This is a genomic window from Paraburkholderia phymatum, from assembly GCF_040965635.1.
Lineage (GTDB): Bacteria > Pseudomonadota > Gammaproteobacteria > Burkholderiales > Burkholderiaceae > Paraburkholderia > Paraburkholderia phymatum_B.
Genome location: NZ_JBFRCH010000029.1, coordinates 49,468 through 67,619, shown reverse-complemented (window position 1 = coordinate 67,619; position 18,152 = coordinate 49,468). Strand labels below are relative to the sequence as shown.

The window sequence follows — 18,152 nt, the reverse complement described above, 5'->3', positions numbered from 1 at the left end:
ATACTACGCTCTCAGCGCATTCCTGGAATTCGCCGCAAGCAACGGCAAATCGCGCACTCTCACGCCCGTCGCATCGTAGATCGCATTCGCAAGCGCCGCAGCCGCCGGACCTTGCGCCGCTTCTCCAACGCCGAGAAAAGGCAAGCCGGGACGATCGATCAACATGACTTCGACGCGCTTCGGCACCGATAAAAACCGCATGATCGGATAGGTGCTCCAGTCGGCGCTCGTGATGCGCTCCTTGTCGAAACGCGTCTCTTCGAACAGCGTCCAGCTGATCGTCTGCAGGATGCCGCCTTCGATCTGATTGCGCACGCCATCCGGATTGACGATCTGTCCGCAGTCGACGGCAGCCACCACGCGCTCGATGCGAACCTCGCCGGTATCGCGCATGACGGTCAGTTCCATCGCGATCGCGAGGTACGCCATCAGGTTCTTGTATTGAGCAAACGCGAAGCCGGTGCCGCGCGGACTCGTGCCCGTTTTCACTACGCGTGCCGCGCGCGGTTGCCAGTCGAATTGCTTGGCCGTCGCGCGTATGACATCGAGCGCGCGCGGATCGTCGAGATGCTTGATGCGAAACGCGACGGGATCGGCGTGCGCCGCGCCGGCGAGTTCGTCGATGAAGCTCTCGATCGCGAACACATTCATGTGCGCGCCGAGCGAGCGCATCGCGGACACGCGTATCGGCATGTCGGGCACAAAGTGATGCTGCACATGCAGGTTCGGCGCGCGGTAAAGCGGAATGCTGTTGCGATCGCCGCCGCCTTCGGGCATCGGAATCGGCTTGGGCGGCGCGGGCGTGAACGGATGCTCGAGCAGTTGCGCGGCCAGCAGACGGCCCGCATTCTCGATGCGGTTGTTGTGCGTGTTGCTCCACAACTCGTAACGCCAGTCGACGATCGAGCCACCAGCGTCGAGCGATGCGCTCGCATCGACGGTCATCGCGGGGCCGAAAGGCTCCCACAGGTGCTCATGCTCGCGCATCAACTGCACGCGCACCGGACGTCCGGGCAGCTCGCGCGCGATCAGCGCGGCGTCGGCGGCAACGTCGTCGGCGCCGTTGTGGCCATAACAGCCCGAGCCTTCGACGTGAATGCAGCGTACCTTGTCGCGCGGCATCGAGAGCAATTCGGCGAGGCCCGCGCGCAGCGGATAGACGCCCTGCGTGTGAGTCCACACCGTCATCATGCCGTTGTCCAGATGCGCGACGGCACACGATGGCCCGATCGAGCCGTGCGTCAGATAAGGCTTCGAGTAGCGGGCTCGCAGCGTCGTCACGGGCGCGGCGGCGGAAGCATGTCGATTGGCAACGGCGATCTCTTGCGCCGGCAGACGCATCAGTACATCTTGAATCGTCGCGGGGTCGGGCAGAGGCGGCCCGGCTTGCCATTGCGCGGCGAGCATCAGTTCGCGCATCGCGACGATCGCGCGCCATTCATCATCGGCGGCCACGGCGAGATAACTGCCGTTGCGCACGACCTTGACGACGCCGGACAGTGCCTCGACGCGCGCGGTGTCGACGAAAGCGAGCGTCGCGCCATAAGCCGGCGGCCTGACGACACGGGCATGCAGCATTCCGGGCAGATGCAAGTCCTGCACATAGCTCGATCCGCCCGTCACCTTGCCGGGAATATCCACGCGCGGCAACGTACGGCCGATCACCGCGTAACGCGCCGGCGCTTTCTTCGGCGCGTCGGGCTGCGCGTTCTGATGCAGGTTCGCATGGCGGACGGCTTCGCCATACGTGACGCGGCGTCCATCCGCCGCGATGATCGCGCCGTCGCGCGTCGTGAGTATCGATGCGTCGACACCCAACTGCGAGGCCGCGCCCGCGACGAGCAGCGCGCGCACCTGAGCCGCCGCGTTGAGGATCGCGGTGCCGCTGTCCGCCATCGTGTGGCTGCCCGCCGTGTAGCCCTCGTTCGGCGTCGCGCCCGTATCGGCGGTGATCATGTCGATCGCATCCGGCGACAGGTCGAGTTCTTCCGCGGCGAGTTGCAACAGGGCCGTGCGTACGCCCGTGCCGAGCTCCGCCTTGCCGGTGCATGCGCTCACGCGGCCGTCGGGATCGATCTTGATCCACGCGTCGAGCAACGGCGTGGTCTTGAGGCTGCCGGGCAGCTTCGGGGCGCTCGCCTTGAAGGTTCCCGCTTCCGTCGTGGTCTGCGCGAGCGCGGCCGCGCCGGGCACGATCGCGAAGCTCACTATCAGCGAGCCGCCGACGAGGAAGCGGCGCCGTCCCGCATCGTCTGGCGTGCCATCGGAAGCGGCCGCATTGCGGTGATCCTTGCTCATGACTTCGCTCCGTCGTCCGTCTGCGATGAAGGCGCCGCCACTTCGCGGATCGCGGCGAGTATCCGCATATGCGTACCGCAGCGGCACAGATTGGGCTGCATGTAGCGGCGAATCTGCTCGTCGGTCGGATGCGGCGTGCCGTCGAGCAGCGTCTGCGCGCGCATGATCATGCCCGCGATGCAGTAGCCGCATTGGGCGGCTTGCTGATCGATGAAGGCTTGTTGCAGCCGTCCAGGATGTTCCGCCGTGCCGAGCCCTTCGACGGTGCGCACCGGCCGTTCGCCGACGGCCACGACGGGTATCAGGCACGAAAACACGGATTCGCCGCCGACGCTGACCGTGCACGCGCCGCATTGGCCGAGTCCGCAGCCGAACTTCGCGCCGTTCAGCTGCAACTGGTTGCGCAGCACATAGAGCAGCGGCGTGGACGGATCGACATCGATCGTGTGACTGACTCCATTGACGTTGAGCGTGATCATCGTTGTGGGCCTTCCTTTCGAAGACGGGCGACCGCGTCGGCATCGAGCGAGGGCCATGGGCCGCGTGCGGTGAAGCGCGTGCGCGTGTAGTTCGCAAGCTCGGCGATTTGCGCATTGGTGAAGGTGCCTGCAAAAGGCGGCATGAACTGCGCTGAGGCGCTGTCGTCCCAGTCGATTCCATCGAGGATGATACGGACCATGTTGCGTGGACTATCGGCATTGATGGCCGTGCCCAGCGACAGCGACGGATGGCCCGGGCCGCCCGACATCGGCGCGCTTTCGCCGTGGCACGATGCGCAGGCTGCGACGAACAGGCTCGTGCCGTTTCCGGGCTGGGCCGCAACGCTGACGTGCGAAATAGACGAATTGGACGAAGAGGAAGAAGCGGAAGAAGCGGAGTTCATCGACGAAGCGGCCGCATCGCCCCGCGTGGCTTGCGCATTCGATTGGAACGTGATCAGGTACGCGGCCATCGCCTGAACGTCTTCTGCGGACGCGTCGGCGAGCAGGCGCGTGACAGGGCGCATCGGACCGGCCGACGCGCCGTGTTCGCTGGCGAAGCCGGTGCGCAGGTAGCTGACGAGCTGCGCTTGCGTCCAGGGCTTGGGACGCGTCGAGAGATTCGTCAGCGCAGGCGCATCCCAGCCCTCTGTCGTGCCGCCTTGCAACGCGCTGTCGCGCCGCTCCGCGCCCAGGCGATCGAGCGGCGTATGGCATGCGCCGCAGTGGCCGACACTGTCGACGAGATAGCGCCCGCGTGCGATTTCCGGATCGGCAGCATTGGTGGACGATGCTTCGTGAGGCCCGGGATGCAGATACAGCAGATTCCACGCGGCCATGATCGGCCTGAAGCCGAGCGGAAACCGCAATTCGTTTTTCGGCGCGCGTGCGTTGATGGGTTCGCGGCTCATCAACCACGCATAGAGCGATGCGATATCCGCGTCGCTCATGCGCGTGAAGTGCGGATACGGAAACGCGGGATAGAGCAGATGGCCGTCGCGCGAAACGCCGTGCCGCATCGCGCGCGTAAATGCGTCGAGCGACCAGCGGCCGATGCCCGTGTCCGGGTCGGGCGTGATGTTGGTCGAATAGATGACGCCATACGGCGTTTGCAACGGCAATCCGCCTGCGAACGGTTGACCGTCGGGCGCGGTGTGGCAGCTGATGCAGCCCCCGATTGCCGCGAGCTTCGCGCCGCGCGCCACGGCCGACGCATCGCCGGCAGGCGCCGAGGGTATCGACACGGGGTCCAGCCGGGATTGCCACGCATGCGCGGCGCGGCCACCGTACGTGGCCACGAGAGCAAGAACGACGATGGTCGCACCTGCAACGAATAGGCGTCTACCTTTCATCCCGCCTCCAGTGCGCAGCATGCTGCGTTCGAGGAAACGCTACCTATGATGCCTGAGACGAGGAAAAGTATCCGCGGATGTGATGACCACGATGTTTTCGCATTCCGCCAGCCGGCGCACTCTCGCCGCCAATTGTAAATTTTCTGGCAGTTGCCGCGATTTTTTCCGGGCAACGTGTGAGTGTGGCGCGAAGTCCTCATTGCAGCGAGTTCTGATGGCGACGAAATCGCCGTCGAACTCGCATGTATATTTCGTATAACGACATAATCATAATGGTTGGAGACAGTGCATGATGAAGGTAAGGAGAGTGTTCTTCAACAATGCCCGGAGAGGCGGCATATTGGCGAGCGTCATATCGACAGCGACGCTGTACGCCGTCCCGGCGAATGCGCAATCGCTGGTAACGTTCTATGGCGTTGTCGATACTGGCATTCGCTACACGACTCACGCGAACCAGAATGGCGATTCAGCCATTCGACTCGCTAACGGCGGAGCGACAGAGAGTACTTTCGGATTCAAGGGAACAGAAGATATTGGCGGCGGCACAAAGGTCCTGTTCCAGCTCGAGGATCGTTTCTTCCCGAACTCCGGCGTAATCGATCCGGCTTATCCCTTCTTCAATACGGCTCTCGTTGGCCTGCAATCCAGCAGCTATGGCAAGTTGACGATGGGCCGTCAGCTCAATCCGCTTTCCGATGCGGTACTGAGCGCTTTCGTGACTAATCCATGGTTGCCGACCTTCTATCAGTTTCGTCCGGAAGTCATGATGGCGCAGGGCGTATGGACCAGCAACATGATCAAGTACGCGGCGCGATGGCAATACCTGACAGCCGAAGTGTCGTATGCTTTTGGCGGCAATGCGGGCGCGTTCGGCGCGGGCAGTCAGATTGGCGCGTCGCTTCTCTATTTGCCCGGCGAGCCGTTGCGTCTTGGTGCTGCGTATCTTGATTCGCGCGACGCGGTCAACTCATCGGCGCACCTCAAGTCGTGGACAGCGGGCGGTTCATATTCATTCGGCAATACCACGGTGATGGCCGGCTGGGCGGTGAACCGGCAGGACAATGGCTTCGTCGGCAATTTCCCCAACGGGCCGTTTAGCCAGCCGGAATTGACCGCGCTGAAGTTCAACACGTTCAGTTCCCGCAAAATGTTCTTTGGCGGCGTCACGCAGCAGATAGGCGATGCAACGCATCTTTCGGCCAACGTGTGGCGCACGATCCAGACGGGCAAGACACAGTCCGGCGATGGGAACTCCACGCAATTCCAACTGCTTGCCGACTACAACTTGTCGAAACGCACGGATACGTATCTCGAAGCCGACTACTCGCTGTATCGCGGCGGAATGGTCGGCGCGCAGTTCCAGGGCATCAATGGCTTGAGTTCCGCGTTCGGTACGACGCAACTGGGCATCATGGCCGGCTTGCGCCATATGTTTTAGGCAGGCGGAACCCGGGAGCGGTCGGTGTCATTCCTGAAAAGAGGAAAGCACGTCTTTCGAGCAAATTTCGATTCGACCATACCGGAGAGCGATCGCTCCTTTCTCCGCCATTGCCTTGAGTTCCAGCGACAGCGTCTGGCGCGTGATACCGAGCATCATCGCAAGTGTGTCCTGCGAGACCTCGACATCCGGCCGGCTCTGCGACAGCATGGTCACATCGCCCGACGCGAGCAGCAGCAGACGGCGGGCAATGCGTGCACGCGTCGAATGCAGCGTCGCGTCTTCGACCATGCGATAAAGCCAGTTCATGTGGATAGACTGCAACTCGGCGATTGCGCGGAAGAAGGCCTGATTCTTCATCAACTCGTCGAAGCCCCTTGTCCTCACGACGAACAGGCTGGATCGTTCGAGCGCGACGACGTCGCGCAGGCGCGGGTGTCGGGCGGCCATACTGGTTTGCCCGAACCAGTTGCCGGCCTCGATGACGGCGAGGATCGCTTCTTTGCCGTCTTCGCGAAGGGTGCAGGCTTTCAGCCTGCCGCTTTTGAGGCCGAAGAAGCCGTTGGGCGCATCGCCGCGGCGGAACACGTACTCGCCGGCTTGCAGCGTCATCGGCTCGCACCGGCGCATGAGCGCCTCTTGCATTGCAAGCGACAAAGAACTGAGCCACAGGTTTGTCCGCATTGCTTCGGACGTATCCGTCATGAGCGCCATGTGAGTCGATGAAAGCACTACCCGCTACGCAGGCAAGCGCTGGGTTCTTGCGGAAGCGCCACTCGGTGCGGCGCGCAGCCGTTCCATATCGAGGGTATGGATTTCGCGCGTTTGCGGCTCCATCGCAGCGGGCGCCGCTTGCATTCTTGCGACGCATTTTCCCCCGGCGGCCTCATCCTGTGGCTCCCCCGTTCAGGGGATGTCGCTTCCCTCCGAACAATTCGATGATGGTCTCACTCGGGACGCACCAGGCGCGACACGCATCGACGGACCTGTGCGTACCCGATCCATCACCCGACTTGAGGAGACATCGATGCAGGACGCCGGGCACGATTCGACGCCATCCCCCTATGCCTATCCGCTGCTGATCAAGCATCTGCTGCACACGCCGTTCGTTCAGGCGCCCGACCAGGAAATCGTCTATCGCGGCGACGTGCGGATGACCTACACGACGCTGCGCGAACGCATCGCGCGGCTCGCCGACGGCCTGCATCAACTTGGCGTGCGCCACGGCACCACGGTCGCCGTGATGGACTGGGACAGTCATCGCTATCTGGAGTCGTACTTCGCGGTTCCGATGATGGGCGCCGTGCTTCAGACGGTCAACGTGCGGCTGTCGCACGCGGAGATCGCCTATACGATCAGCCACTCGGGCGCGGAAGTGCTGTTCGTCCACACCGACTTCCTGCCCGTCGTCGAAGCGATCAAGGATCAGCTTCACGCGGTCCGCACGTTCGTATGGATCGACGAACCGGGCAGCGACGCATGCGCACACACCATCGCGTTCGCGACGGAATACGAGGCGATGCTCGCGGCAAGCGCGACAAGCTACGACTTTCCCGACTTCGACGAGAACACCCGCGCGACCACGTTCTACACGACGGGAACGACGGGCTTGCCCAAGGGTGTGTACTTCTCCCATCGTCAGCTGGTCCTGCACACGATCACGCTGATGGCCGCGCTGTCGAGCCCGGTATCGGGCCAGCGCTTTCATCGCGGCGACGTCTACATGCCGCTCACGCCGATGTTCCATGTGCACGCGTGGGGCATGCCTTATATCGCGACGGTGCTGGGCGTGAAGCAGGTCTATCCGGGCCGTTATGTGCCCGAGCGTCTCGTGCAACTGGTGCGCGACGAAGGCGTCACGTTTTCGCACTGCGTCAGCACGATCCTGCACATGCTGCTTTCGTGTGACGAAGCGAAGCATGTGGACCTGAGCAAATGGAAGATCGTGATCGGCGGCAGCGCGCTGCCGCATGGTCTCGCGCGCGCCGCGCTCGATCGCGGCATCGATGTGTTCACGGGCTACGGCATGTCGGAAACTTGCCCCGTGTTGAGCCTTGCACAACTTCAGCCGAACAAGGAACCGCGCGATCTCGATGAAGAAGTGCGCCTGCGGTGCAAGACCGGTTATCCCGTGCCGCTCGTCGATCTGCGCATCGTCAACGAACACATGGAAGACGTCGCGCATGACGGCAAGGCATACGGCGAAATCGTCGTGCGCGCGCCGTGGCTCACGCAGGGCTATCTGAACAATCCGGAAGCGTCCGCGCAATTGTGGGCAGGCGGCTATCTGCATACGCAGGACATCGCGAACATCGACACCGCCGGCAACGTCCAGATCACCGATCGCATCAAGGACGTTATCAAGTCGGGCGGCGAGTGGATTTCCTCGCTCGAAATCGAAAGCCTGATTTCACTGCATCCGGGCGTTTCGGAAGTCGCGGTGATCGGCATCAAGGACGACAAATGGGGCGAGCGTCCCGTTGCGCTCGTGGTGCTCAGGCAGGACGCGGTGATCACCGAAGACGACATCCGGCAGCACGTGATGGGCTTCAGCAAGACGGGGCAGATCTCGAAGTATGCAGTCCCGCAGATCGTCAAGTTCGTCGGCGCGCTGCAAAAGACGAGCGTGGGCAAGACGAACAAGAAGTGGTTGCGCGAGCAGTTCGCCTGACCCGTCGCAAGGGGCAGGCACGGTGAGCATCAAGGACTACAGCGTCGCCACGTTCGAGAGCTTCGTGGGCCGCGAGTTGCGCGTGTCGGATCGGGTCGTCGTCGATCAGGCGTGCACCGACGCCTTCGCAGCGTGCACGGGCGACAGGCAGTGGATACACGTGGACGCGAGCGCGCAAAACGCGAGAGCCCATTCGGCACGGTCGCGCATGGCTATCCGACGCTTTCGCTGCTCGCGGCGCTCGCGAACGAGATAGGCCTCATTGCCGGCGACGCATCGGCGGGCCTGAATTATGGGCCGCGATGAGACGCGTTGCCTCTTCGCGTCGCTTCATCGCGTTGCTTCAGCCGGCCGCAACCAGTCCCAACGCCTGCGCACGCGCAACGGCCTGCGCGCGCTTGTCGACATCGAGCTTCACGAAGATGTTCTTGACATGCGTCTTGACAGTCTCAGGCGCGATCCCGAGCGTGCGCGCGATCTCTTTGTTCGATTGCCCTCGCGCGATCAGCTCGACGATGCTGCGCTCCCTCGTGCTCAACGGCTCACGCCCGCTTTCGCGGTCCCGCGTCGCGCCGCGCTCGTACAGCGCCCGCGAACCATCCAGCAGACGGTCTATGTACGCGATGGTGTCCTTCGTCATCGATGTGGCGAGCGCATCGTCACGCGATGCTTGCAGCAGCTGCCCGATTTCCGGCACCTGGTCGAGAATCGAGCGGTAGATTTCGTGATTGGCATTCAGCACGTCGCGAAAGGTCTCGACTGCGCGCGCCTGTTCGTTCGCACGCAGCCAGACGAGCGCGAGCACGGTGCGCAGGCGCAACGCGAGATAGTCGTTGTGCCGGCTTTCGACGCTTCGCAATGCGGACTTGAGCGACTCGACGGCTTCTTCTGTCCGATGCTGCGCCATTGCCAGCGATGCCACCGCAACCGCGCGGAAAGTCTCGATCTCCGGCGAGGCCGGTTTCGAAGCGGCGGCGCGCGTATCCATCAGCCGATCCAGTTGAGCGACACATGCCGCCGCTTCCGTGATCCTGCCCTCCCTGAGATAAAGGCGTGTACGTTCGGCGTGGACGCCCGCGATCATCCGGTCCCAACGCCGCGCATAACCGAGTGCCTGCGCGTGATCGAGCAGCGCATAGGCCCGCTCGAAATCGGCGCGCGAGATGTAGATGCGCACCAGCACCCGATACGCGAAGAACGTGCTGTCGAGCAGAACGGCCAGGTCGATGACGGGCATCAGGTCGACGAGCAATGCTTCGGCTTCGTCGAGCCGCCCCTGCTCGTACCAGATCTGCGCGATCATCGGCGTGCACAGTGCGGCTGCAATGGACTTCGGGCCCGAATGCCGCTCGGCGAGCTGAATCGACTCGGTGAAGTAGCGTTCCGCGAGCACGAAGTGCATCTGCTGCATCTCCGCGTGACCGAGCAGGCACAACCGGTAGACGGACGCGAACACATTGCGGTGATCCCCGTCGATCGGACTGGGAATCCACGGCGTTGCGTAGAGCGCGCCGAGGTTGCCCGCTTTCCAGTGCCCGAATCGCACGACGTTGGATGCAACGTTGGTGGTCCAGCTATCAGTGAGCGGATGCTCGAGACAGTCCTGCGCGATCCCGAGCGCGCGCGGCGCATCGTCCTGTAGCCCGGCAATCACCGAGCGGATCGTCCGGCATTCCCAGCCGATCTTTTCGATCTTTTCGGCGGCCGTGTCCGTGCCCGTGCCGGCGTCGCGCTCGATGTCGTCGAGCATCGCCAGCGCTTCGTCGAAACGCATCGCGAGCGCCATGCCCCATGCGATCGCGAGCGTGACCTTGACTTGCCCGCGCATCAGATGCGCCGGGAACTGGCGCTGCCAGCCGAGCAGCGTGAGCAGGTCGCCTTTCGCGACGAGCGTCCTTGCGCAGTGGCCCACGAGGGAGACGGCGTGTTCGATGTCGCCGGCGGCTATCGCATGCTTGACCGCGTCCGTCCATTGCTTCTGTTCGGCGTACCACTCGCATGCGCGCCGGTGCAGGTCGGCCAGTTCTCCGCGATGCTGCGTTTCGAGCCGACGCAGCAGGTACTCGCCCATCAGACGGTGATAGCGAAACCAGTGTCCTTCGATGTCGAGCGGTTCGAGCAGCAGCTGGCATGCGGCGATCGTGTCCAGCATGCCTTGTTCGGCGGCAAGGCCCGTGACGGCTTCGCACAGCGGCGCGCACAGGCGATCGAGTATCGACGTGCGCAGCATGAAGCTGACCATTTCGGCCGGCAGGCGCTTCAGCATGTCTTCGAGATAGGCCGCGAAAGGACGCGAAGCGCCGGATAGCGGGCTCACGTGCAGAGCGGACCGACCTTCGTCACGCGTAAGTACCGACGCGGAGATGCGCAGCGCGGCCGCCCAGCCTCCCGTGCGCGTGAACAGCGACTTGACGCTGGCCGCGTGCAGGCCGCCGGGGCATTCGTGTTCGACGAAGCTGCGGGTTTCGTCGAAGTTGAAGCGCAGGGCGGCGGCATCGACTTCCAGCAGATCGTTCTTCGCGCGCAGCCGCGCAAGCGGTAGCGGCGGATCGGTGCGCGTGCAGAGCACGACGTGCGTGTTCGACGGGATATTCGCGATGAAGTACGTCATCGCGTCGTGAATCGTGGGCAGGCTGATCGCGTGATAGTCGTCGATGAACAGATACACTTCGTCGTCGACCTCGACCAGTTCATTGATCAGCGTCGATACGATCGACTGTGTGGGCAGCAGCGATGCCTCGGTCGTCAGGCTGATCGCGGACGCGCCGACGTTGCTACAGGCGTTGCGCAATGCCTGCGCGAGATGATGAAAGAAGCGCGCCGGTTCGTCGTCGTCGCTATCGAGCGAAAGCCAGCCGATGAAGGCGCCGCTCGCCGTCAGCCGCTGGAGCCACATGAGCGCCAGCGATGTCTTGCCGAACCCCGCGGGCGCCTTGATGACCGTGAGCCGCTTGCATTCCGCCTTGTCGGCCAGCGCGACGAGCCGTGGCCGGTCGATCAACCCGGCGGGCAGGCGCGGCGGACGGACCTTCGTTGCGAGGAAGAGAGGCGGGCTCGTGGTGGGCACCGTTTTTTTTACATGCATCGGCTGCTCCTGGCGTTCCCGTTGAACCTGACTGCCATTTTCTGTTCTTGCGATCGCGCGCCCCTGTCGGGGATATTGCGCGGCGCCGCGCTGAGACGCCATGCCTATCCGTGTGCGGCGTCCGATGCCGCCTACGAAATGATACGCTGAACCCCTTCGAACGCGGGGACGTGTCCGCTGCAGTGACGTCACTGACAGTTCAGCATGCGCCGGTCGATAGAAGAGTATGTCGCGAGAACAGCGGGGGCGACATCGTTCACACGGTGTCGCCCCACACATTGACGACAAGCGGCTGTTCCGGCCAGGTGCCTTCCGGCGAAGCATCTCAGTTGCCGTGCTAGCTTTCTTGCGACAATCACCGGGGAAGGCGCATGGTGCAATTTGCCATCGGTCGCGGCGAGCTGCTGAGGATCATCAACAATTTTCTCCGAACCAAAGCCAGCTGTGCGAACTGCCGGGTAGTGGCAATCGTCGATGATGCCGAGTGGTCCGGCGGGACAAACTGGAAGATTCAAGGCTTCACATGCACGGGAAGCGACAACGAGCGCGTCGCCTGTGAAGATGCGGTGAACGAATTCATTGCGGCCTTGCAGGCGAGGTACGTGGTGTCCGACCGCACGATCAATCGAGTTTGAGCTGCACATGACGCACGCCCGGATGCAAGGCCTGGATCGTCGGTTCCGTCGCGCGACGAGACAGCGACAGTTGCCGTTGAGCGCTTCGTTGGCGAACTGGGATGTGGCGTCGCGAGTCGCGGTCAGTAGGTATGGTCCGCGACAACCCGGGCCACCGTTTCCAGAGACCGTTTGAGCGTAGCGAGGTCGACGGAGCCGAGTGCCAACCGGATGGCGTGCGGCACGTGCGCCGACGTCGAAAATGGCTGGGCTGTCGACACGGAAACCCGCTCGCGCATCAACGCCATCGCAATCGTGTCCGCGCGAACCTCCTGCGGCAGAGGAAGCCAGACGAAGTACGACGCCGGATGGCTGATCCGCTTGAGCCGGCCCAGAACTTCTGCGGCGAGGCTTTGACGTATCGCGGCGTCCCGCCGCTTCCCGGCTTCGAGCCGGTCTACCGTGCCGTCATCCATCCAGCCGCAAGCAATGGCCGTCATGGTCGCGGGCGTGTTCCATGTCGTGGCCCTGATCGTCCGTTCGAGCCTGGGAATCCATTCGCGCGGTGCGCGGACGAAGCCGACGCGCAGACCAGTCGCGACGCTCTTCGACAGGCTCGATACATACACCGTCGTCTCGGGAGCAAGCGATGCCAACGGCGGCGGTGCGTCTTCAGCCAGGAATGCGTAGGCTGCGTCTTCGATGAGGATCAGCCCATGGTGTCGAGCAAGGGCGACAAGCTCCCGGCGTCGCGTCGCGCTCATTACCCAGCCGAGCGGATTGTGCAGCGTCGGCATCGCGTAGACGGCGCGTACTCGCCGTCGCTTGCACAGTGCCGCCAGCGCGTCCAGATCGGGTCCGCGCCCAGCGGCCGGGATAGGCGCAAGCTCCAGACGATTGGCCTCGGCGGCCAGCTTGAATCCCGGGTAAGTCAGCGCATCGACGGCCACCACGTCGCCGGGCTCGAGTAGCGCCATGGCGGTCGTCGTCAGACCGTGCTGTGCGCCGCTCACGAGCAATGTGGTGTCGACGGTTGCGGGCACTCCACGGCTGGCCAGGTGGCGCGCGACCGTCGTCCGCTCGTGCTCGCGCCCGCCATGCGGCTGATATCGAAGCAGGGATTCCAGGTCACCTGCGGCCGCAAGCTGACGCAGCGCTGCCCTGAGAAGATCGGTCTGGCCCGGCGCGGACGGATAGTTGAAGCTCAGGTCGACGATGTCCGCGCTCCACGCATGCAGGTCAATGCCTTGACCGCGAGGAAGAGGCTCCTTGACGAATGTGCCGCGTCCGGCTTCGCCGCTCACCAGCCCCATTGCTTGCAGCTCCGCATAGACGCGCGTGGCCGTGACCAACGCCAGGCCTTCGCGAGCAGCGAGGTCGCGGTGCGTCGGCAGACGCGTCCCTGGACGCAGGCGGCCTGCACGGATGTCGGAGGCGAGGCGGTCGACCAGTTCTTTGTAACGGGGCTGAGGCATGCCGGCAATGTATCCATGACAATTATTTGATTGTATTAGTTGTCGGCCCTACCATGAAGTGACACAACATCTCCACCCGCACGAGGACGCCATGCACATCGCCATCCTGACCTTTGAAGGTTTCAATGAACTCGACTCGCTGATCGCATTCGGCATCCTCAATCGGGTCAGGAAGCCTGGCTGGCGGGTGTCGATCGCGAGTCCGGCCGCGAAGGTGCGTTCGATGAACGGCGTGGTGCTTGAGGCGCAAGCGTCGCTGAAGGACGCTTGCGAGGCCGACGCGGTGCTGGTCGGCAGCGGAATACAGACCCGTGACGTTGTAGGCGATGCGGCGTTGATGTCGCAACTCAAGCTTGATCCGACGCGCCAGCTATTGGGCGCGCAATGCTCGGGCACATTGATACTCGCGAAGCTGGGCCTGTTGAACGGCGTGCCGGCCTGCACGGACTTGACTACCAAACCGTGGGTCGAAGAGGCGGGTGTAGCGGTGCTGAACCAGCCGTTCGTCGCGAAGGGAAACGTCGCGACGGCGGGCGGGTGTCTGTCGTCGCAGTATCTGGCGGCCTGGTTCATCGCGCGTCTGGAGAGCGCCGAGGCCGCCCGCAGCGCGATTCACTACGTTGCGCCAGTGGGAGAGAAGGAGACGTACGTAACGCGCGCGATGACGAACATTTCCCCGTTCCTCTGAGATGGGGTCGCCCGCCCAGTCCGGATCGATTGATGGATCGATTGATGCACCATGTGACGCGCCATGGACCTCAACCCGATCAGCTTGTTTGTCGAGATCGTCGAGTCGCGCAGTCTCGGTGCCGCCGCGCGCAAGCTCCGCATGACGCGCGCCAACATCAGCCAGCGGCTCAAGCTGCGGGAACGCGAAACGGACGCTCTCTGATTCGACGCACTCAAGCCGACTCCGCAGGTACGGTGGCCGGAACGCGCATCCGGTACAGGGAGACGGCTTGTATCGCGAGCGTGCAAATAATCGCGCCACCGTAAGCGGCAAGCAGATTGAACCGCGTCAGTGTCAGGCCTAGCACATAGAAAAATGCGGCAAAGGCAAGCAGTCCCGCCACCATGCCGCGCAACACTTGCTGCGCGGCTGCATGGCCGATCATGCGGTGACTGAAAACGGCAAGAATGATCCCCATGAACGGGAACGACGCGAGCACGCCGCTCGCTTCGGGTCCGACGTAAGGCGCAGTCAACGTCACGCTGACGACGAGGCCGGCAATGAGCGCCATACGCGTCGGCAGATCCCACCACGGCGCATCGAGCCTGCCCGTTTTTGCCGTCGTGTTGGGGATCACGCTGAGCGAAAGCATCGCGGCCAGGATGGCGACAAGAAAGAGGCCCGTTTCCGGTAGCGCGATGTGCTGTAAAAGGCCAGCGACGATGGAAAACGTCGCGCAAGCGCCGGCGAGGGCTACAGGCCATCCCTGGGCCGCCAGTCTGCAATAGACGAAGCAAAATGCCGCTTGCGCAGCCGTCGCGACCAGCGACCCCGCCGTAGCCTGCGCCGCGAAGGCAGATCCATGCTCGAGTGTCAGGAAGAGCGAGATCGGCCCGGACGTGAGCGGCAGCGCGACCACAAGCCCGCCGATCGCCTCGCCCCAGCGGCGAACGGCCATAGATGCAGCCAACAGTAACAGCGGCGTAACGATGAGCTTGAAAGCAAGAAGATTCATGATTTGCGAACGATGAAAAGGATGCCGGCTTTGATGCAGCGCGCGGGGCGAATCGACGGCGGAGACAAAGCGAGCCTGGTTCCGACGACAACGAAATCACCCACCCGGACGCGATCGATGCGCCAGCCGACACATCCAGGCCAAGGCGCGTCCATCGCTGCTGTGTGTAGATATTGGGGGCCGCCGACCCGGCTGACAAACCATTTGTCGTCATATAATGCGTGAGTGATACTCACGCATATCTATTTATGTTCGACCGGCTTCCCCCTCTTCAAACGCTGCGCGCCTTCGAAGCAACCGGGCGGTTATTGAGCATGACGCTGGCGGCGGAGGAACTGCACGTCACGCACGGCGCAGTGAGCCGGCATATCAAGACGCTCGAAGACCATCTCGGCGCCGCGCTGTTTCAACGTCTGACCCGGCGGATCATCCTGACGGAAGCCGGGGCGGAGTTTCTTCTGGTCGTGACTCGCGCGCTGGGAGAACTGACGAGGGAGGCCGAACGCCTTCGTGCCCATGACAATGTCGCGCGCCTGAAGATCAACGCCAGCGTTTCGTTCGCGAACAAGTGGCTAGCGCCACGGCTGCATCGGCTGAAGGCGCTGCATCCGGAACTCGACGTTCATCTCGACGTCACCGACACGTATGTCGATCTCAACGACAGAGAAGTGGACGTGGCGATACGTTATGGGAGCGGCCGCTATCCACGTGTCCTCGCCGAGCGGATTCTGGAGGAGACCGTGACGCCCGTTTGCAGTCCTGCCTATCGGGAGAAAATGGGGGGATTGTCTGCTGTGGCGAGTCTTGCCGGTTGTACCTTGCTGCACGAGGACGGCATGCTGGCCAACTGGGAGCAATGGTTCGCGCTGACGGGAGTGAGCAGCGTGCGTAGCGATCGCGGTTCGGCGTACAGCCATGGGAGCCTGGCCATCGAGGCGGCGATTCGCGGCGAAGGCGTGGCACTGGGGCGCAGCGTGATCGTGGCGGACGACATTGCTGCGGGACGTCTGGTTGCTCCGTTTCCCCAGTTTCGCCTCAAGGCCGAGCGTGGCCATGACCTCGTCTATCGCATCGGGAGCCGGGACGACCCCAAGGTGTGCGCGTTGCGTGACTGGCTCGCTGACGAAATCCGGCTGTTTCTCGCGCGCGCGGGTTGATTGCCGAGCGCTCGCCCGCGCGTGACTGGGCGCGTTCTACAGCCTCGAACCCGTCGAAGTCCGAAGGCTCGTCCGCATCGCGGTTAGATGGGTGTCGCCAGACTCGCCTGCGCGATTTGTTGCGTGAGAGGGTCGCGCGCGCAAGGCATGAATCGCGATGACCACGCGTTACCTGTAAAACAGTTAATCGTCATCTACTCGTATAGCAGCTATCTTGCAATTACTCGTTTTGCGAGTAAAATGCACTTACCTGCCATACAGGTATTCCGCAAGCCGCCTCGATGAAACGCACGCTGATCACTCCACACCAGCTTGGCCTGATCCTTCGCACCGCACGGCGCGCGAAAGGGCTTTCGCAGGCCCAGGCGGCGTCGCGCGTGGGTCTGAGCCAGAGCCGGCTGTCGGCGATGGAGCTCAATCCCGACTCGATCACAACCGCGCAACTTTTCACGCTGCTGGCCATGTACGGCCTCGAACTGGCCGTGCAGACGCGGCCCACGCGCGCGGAGCCTTCGAAGGAAGACTGGTAGCCATGGGCCGGCCGTCTCACGCGCGCGCGCTGTCGGTATGGACCAACGGGCTGCGGGTCGGCACGTGGCGCATTCCGTCGCGCGGCGACATGGAGCTTCAGTACGAAGGCAGCTGGATGACTTCGTCCGCCGGACGGCCGCTGTCGCTGTCGCTGCCGTTCGGCATCGACGATGCGCCGTTGCGCGGCGAGCGTGTGCGCAACTACTTCGACAATCTGCTGCCCGACAGCGAGCCGATCCGGCGGCGCCTCGCGACCCGCTTCAGGACGGCGACCACCGATGCCTTCGATCTGCTCGAAGCCATCGGCCGCGACTGCGTGGGCGCGGCGCAACTGCTTCCAGAAGACGCGCAGCCAGAAGGGTACGACCGCATCGACGGCACGCCGATGTCGGACGAAGAGATCGAGCAGATGCTGGCGCGCACCGTCGCGTCGGGCGGCCCGGGCGCGGGCGGCGACCACGACGACTTTCGCATCTCGCTCGCGGGCGCGCAGGAAAAGACGGCGTTTCTCCGGCACGACGGAAAGTGGATGCGCCCACACGGCGCAACGCCCACCACGCACATCTTCAAGCTGCCGCTGGGACTCGTCGGCAACAAGAAGGCAGACTGGACGACGTCCGTCGAAAACGAATGGCTGTGTCTCGCGCTCTTCAGGGCGTTCGGATTGCCCGTGCCGAGCGCCGACATCCTGACGTTCGGCGAGCAGAAGGTGCTGGCCGTCGAGCGCTTCGATCGCCGGCTGCACCCTGCGGGGCAATGGATCTTGCGGCTGCCGCAAGAGGATTTTTGCCAGGTGCTCGGCAAGCCGTCGCATCAGCGGTACGAAGCGGACGGCGGCCCCGGCGTGGTCGACATCGCTGCCGTGCTGCGCCAGTCGGAGCGGCCCGACGCCGATCTGGCGACGTTCCTCACCACGCAGATTCTGTTCTGGATGCTCGCCGCGCCGGATGGCCACGCGAAGAACTTCAGCGTGCATCTGTTGCCGGGCGGGCGCTACGCGCTCACGCCGCTATACGACATCATGTCGATCTGGCCCGTCGAAGGCGACGCCGGCAATCAGTGGTCGTGGCACAAGGCGAAGCTCGCGATGGCCGTCGCGGGCAAGAACCGGCACTACCTGATGAAGGACATCCAGCGCCGCAACTTCAACGCGATGGCATCGCGCTGCTTCTACGGCACGGACGCCGAACCGCTGATCGGCAGGCTGATCGAAGACACGCCCGCCGCGATCGACAAGGTCGCCGCCGCGCTGCCCGACGGTTTCCCGGCGCGCGTCGCGGAGCGCATCTTCGACGGATTGCGCGCTTCGGCCGACCGGCTCGCTGCGATGCCGCCGGGCATCTGAGCGGCCTGTGCGTCAAGCGCTT

Annotated in this window: 15 protein-coding genes and 1 pseudogene; 9 read left to right on the top strand and 7 right to left on the bottom strand. The window is 63.5% G+C overall.

The annotated features are described in order from the left end of the window. Window positions 1–3 precede the first annotated feature (3 nt). Genes AB4Y32_RS31675 through AB4Y32_RS31665 form a run of 3 tightly spaced genes read right to left on the bottom strand, consistent with a single transcriptional unit; the run spans window position 4 to window position 4,129 of the window. Window positions 4–2,298: a xanthine dehydrogenase family protein molybdopterin-binding subunit gene (locus AB4Y32_RS31675; RefSeq protein ID WP_368725101.1), complete on the bottom strand. Its 2,295-nt coding sequence runs from the start codon at window positions 2,296–2,298 to the stop codon at window positions 4–6. Next, window positions 2,295–2,777, bottom strand: coding sequence for a (2Fe-2S)-binding protein (locus AB4Y32_RS31670; RefSeq protein ID WP_368725100.1), 483 nt, complete (start codon window positions 2,775–2,777; stop codon window positions 2,295–2,297). Before AB4Y32_RS31670 ends, AB4Y32_RS31675 begins: the two co-directional genes overlap by 4 nt. Further along, window positions 2,774–4,129 (bottom strand): c-type cytochrome, encoded by a 1,356-nt coding sequence (locus AB4Y32_RS31665; protein WP_368725099.1) that lies wholly within the window; start codon window positions 4,127–4,129, stop codon window positions 2,774–2,776. Before AB4Y32_RS31665 ends, AB4Y32_RS31670 begins: the two co-directional genes overlap by 4 nt. A gap of 289 nt (window positions 4,130–4,418) precedes the next feature. On the opposite strand from AB4Y32_RS31665, the gene AB4Y32_RS31660 reads away from it, so the two are divergent. After that, entirely contained in the window at window positions 4,419–5,567 is a 1,149-nt protein-coding gene (locus AB4Y32_RS31660; protein ID WP_368725098.1) for a porin, read from the top strand. 27 nt (window positions 5,568–5,594) lie between these two features. Here the strand turns inward: AB4Y32_RS31660 and AB4Y32_RS31655 are convergent, their stop codons facing one another. Further along, window positions 5,595–6,179, bottom strand: a complete 585-nt coding sequence (locus AB4Y32_RS31655) for a Crp/Fnr family transcriptional regulator (protein WP_368725097.1) — start codon at window positions 6,177–6,179, stop codon at window positions 5,595–5,597. Window positions 6,180–6,594: 415 nt separating this feature from the next. Between AB4Y32_RS31655 and AB4Y32_RS31650 the strand changes: the two genes are divergently transcribed. Both AB4Y32_RS31650 and AB4Y32_RS31645 read left to right on the top strand, forming a co-directional pair. Further along, the gene (locus tag AB4Y32_RS31650; protein WP_368725096.1) at window positions 6,595–8,238 is read left to right on the top strand and encodes a fatty acid--CoA ligase; all 1,644 of its coding nucleotides are present in this window, start codon (window positions 6,595–6,597) and stop codon (window positions 8,236–8,238) included. A gap of 22 nt (window positions 8,239–8,260) precedes the next feature. Beyond that, a pseudogene (locus tag AB4Y32_RS31645) lies at window positions 8,261–8,535 on the top strand (MaoC/PaaZ C-terminal domain-containing protein); the annotation flags it as partial. A 46-nt stretch (window positions 8,536–8,581) separates the two neighbouring features. Here the strand turns inward: AB4Y32_RS31645 and AB4Y32_RS31640 are convergent. Next, on the bottom strand, window positions 8,582–11,323 hold the full coding sequence (locus AB4Y32_RS31640; protein WP_368725095.1) for a LuxR C-terminal-related transcriptional regulator: 2,742 nt from the start codon (window positions 11,321–11,323) through the stop codon (window positions 8,582–8,584). 371 nt (window positions 11,324–11,694) lie between these two features. On the opposite strand from AB4Y32_RS31640, the gene AB4Y32_RS31635 reads away from it, so the two are divergent. Then, window positions 11,695–11,958 carry a hypothetical protein gene (locus AB4Y32_RS31635; protein ID WP_368725094.1) on the top strand — a complete coding sequence of 88 codons (264 nt, stop codon included), beginning with the start codon at window positions 11,695–11,697 and terminating at the stop codon, window positions 11,956–11,958. Window positions 11,959–12,080: 122 nt separating this feature from the next. Here AB4Y32_RS31635 and AB4Y32_RS31630 read toward each other — a convergent pair whose 3' ends face one another. Next, window positions 12,081–13,412 carry a PLP-dependent aminotransferase family protein gene (locus AB4Y32_RS31630; protein WP_368725093.1) on the bottom strand — a complete coding sequence of 444 codons (1,332 nt, stop codon included), beginning with the start codon at window positions 13,410–13,412 and terminating at the stop codon, window positions 12,081–12,083. 91 nt (window positions 13,413–13,503) lie between these two features. On the opposite strand from AB4Y32_RS31630, the gene AB4Y32_RS31625 reads away from it, so the two are divergent. Beyond that, on the top strand, window positions 13,504–14,100 hold the full coding sequence (locus AB4Y32_RS31625; RefSeq protein ID WP_368725092.1) for a DJ-1/PfpI family protein: 597 nt from the start codon (window positions 13,504–13,506) through the stop codon (window positions 14,098–14,100). 63 nt (window positions 14,101–14,163) lie between these two features. After that, complete coding sequence (locus AB4Y32_RS31620) at window positions 14,164–14,304, top strand: LysR family transcriptional regulator (RefSeq protein ID WP_439899869.1); 141 nt, start codon at window positions 14,164–14,166, stop codon at window positions 14,302–14,304. 10 nt (window positions 14,305–14,314) lie between these two features. Here the strand turns inward: AB4Y32_RS31620 and AB4Y32_RS31615 are convergent, their stop codons facing one another. Then, window positions 14,315–15,097, bottom strand: a complete 783-nt coding sequence (locus AB4Y32_RS31615) for a hypothetical protein (RefSeq protein ID WP_368725091.1) — start codon at window positions 15,095–15,097, stop codon at window positions 14,315–14,317. 248 nt (window positions 15,098–15,345) lie between these two features. On the opposite strand from AB4Y32_RS31615, the gene gcvA reads away from it, so the two are divergent. The 3 genes from gcvA to AB4Y32_RS31600 all read left to right on the top strand — a co-directional run bounded on the left by gcvA (window position 15,346) and on the right by AB4Y32_RS31600 (window position 18,130). Next, a complete protein-coding gene (gcvA, locus tag AB4Y32_RS31610; protein ID WP_368725090.1) occupies window positions 15,346–16,254 on the top strand; it encodes a transcriptional regulator GcvA in 909 nt (302 codons plus the stop codon). A gap of 281 nt (window positions 16,255–16,535) precedes the next feature. Beyond that, window positions 16,536–16,784, top strand: a complete 249-nt coding sequence (locus AB4Y32_RS31605; protein ID WP_368725089.1) for a helix-turn-helix domain-containing protein — start codon at window positions 16,536–16,538, stop codon at window positions 16,782–16,784. Between the two features lie 2 nt (window positions 16,785–16,786). Further along, window positions 16,787–18,130: a type II toxin-antitoxin system HipA family toxin gene (locus AB4Y32_RS31600; protein ID WP_368725088.1), complete on the top strand. Its 1,344-nt coding sequence runs from the start codon at window positions 16,787–16,789 to the stop codon at window positions 18,128–18,130. Window positions 18,131–18,152 lie beyond the last annotated feature (22 nt).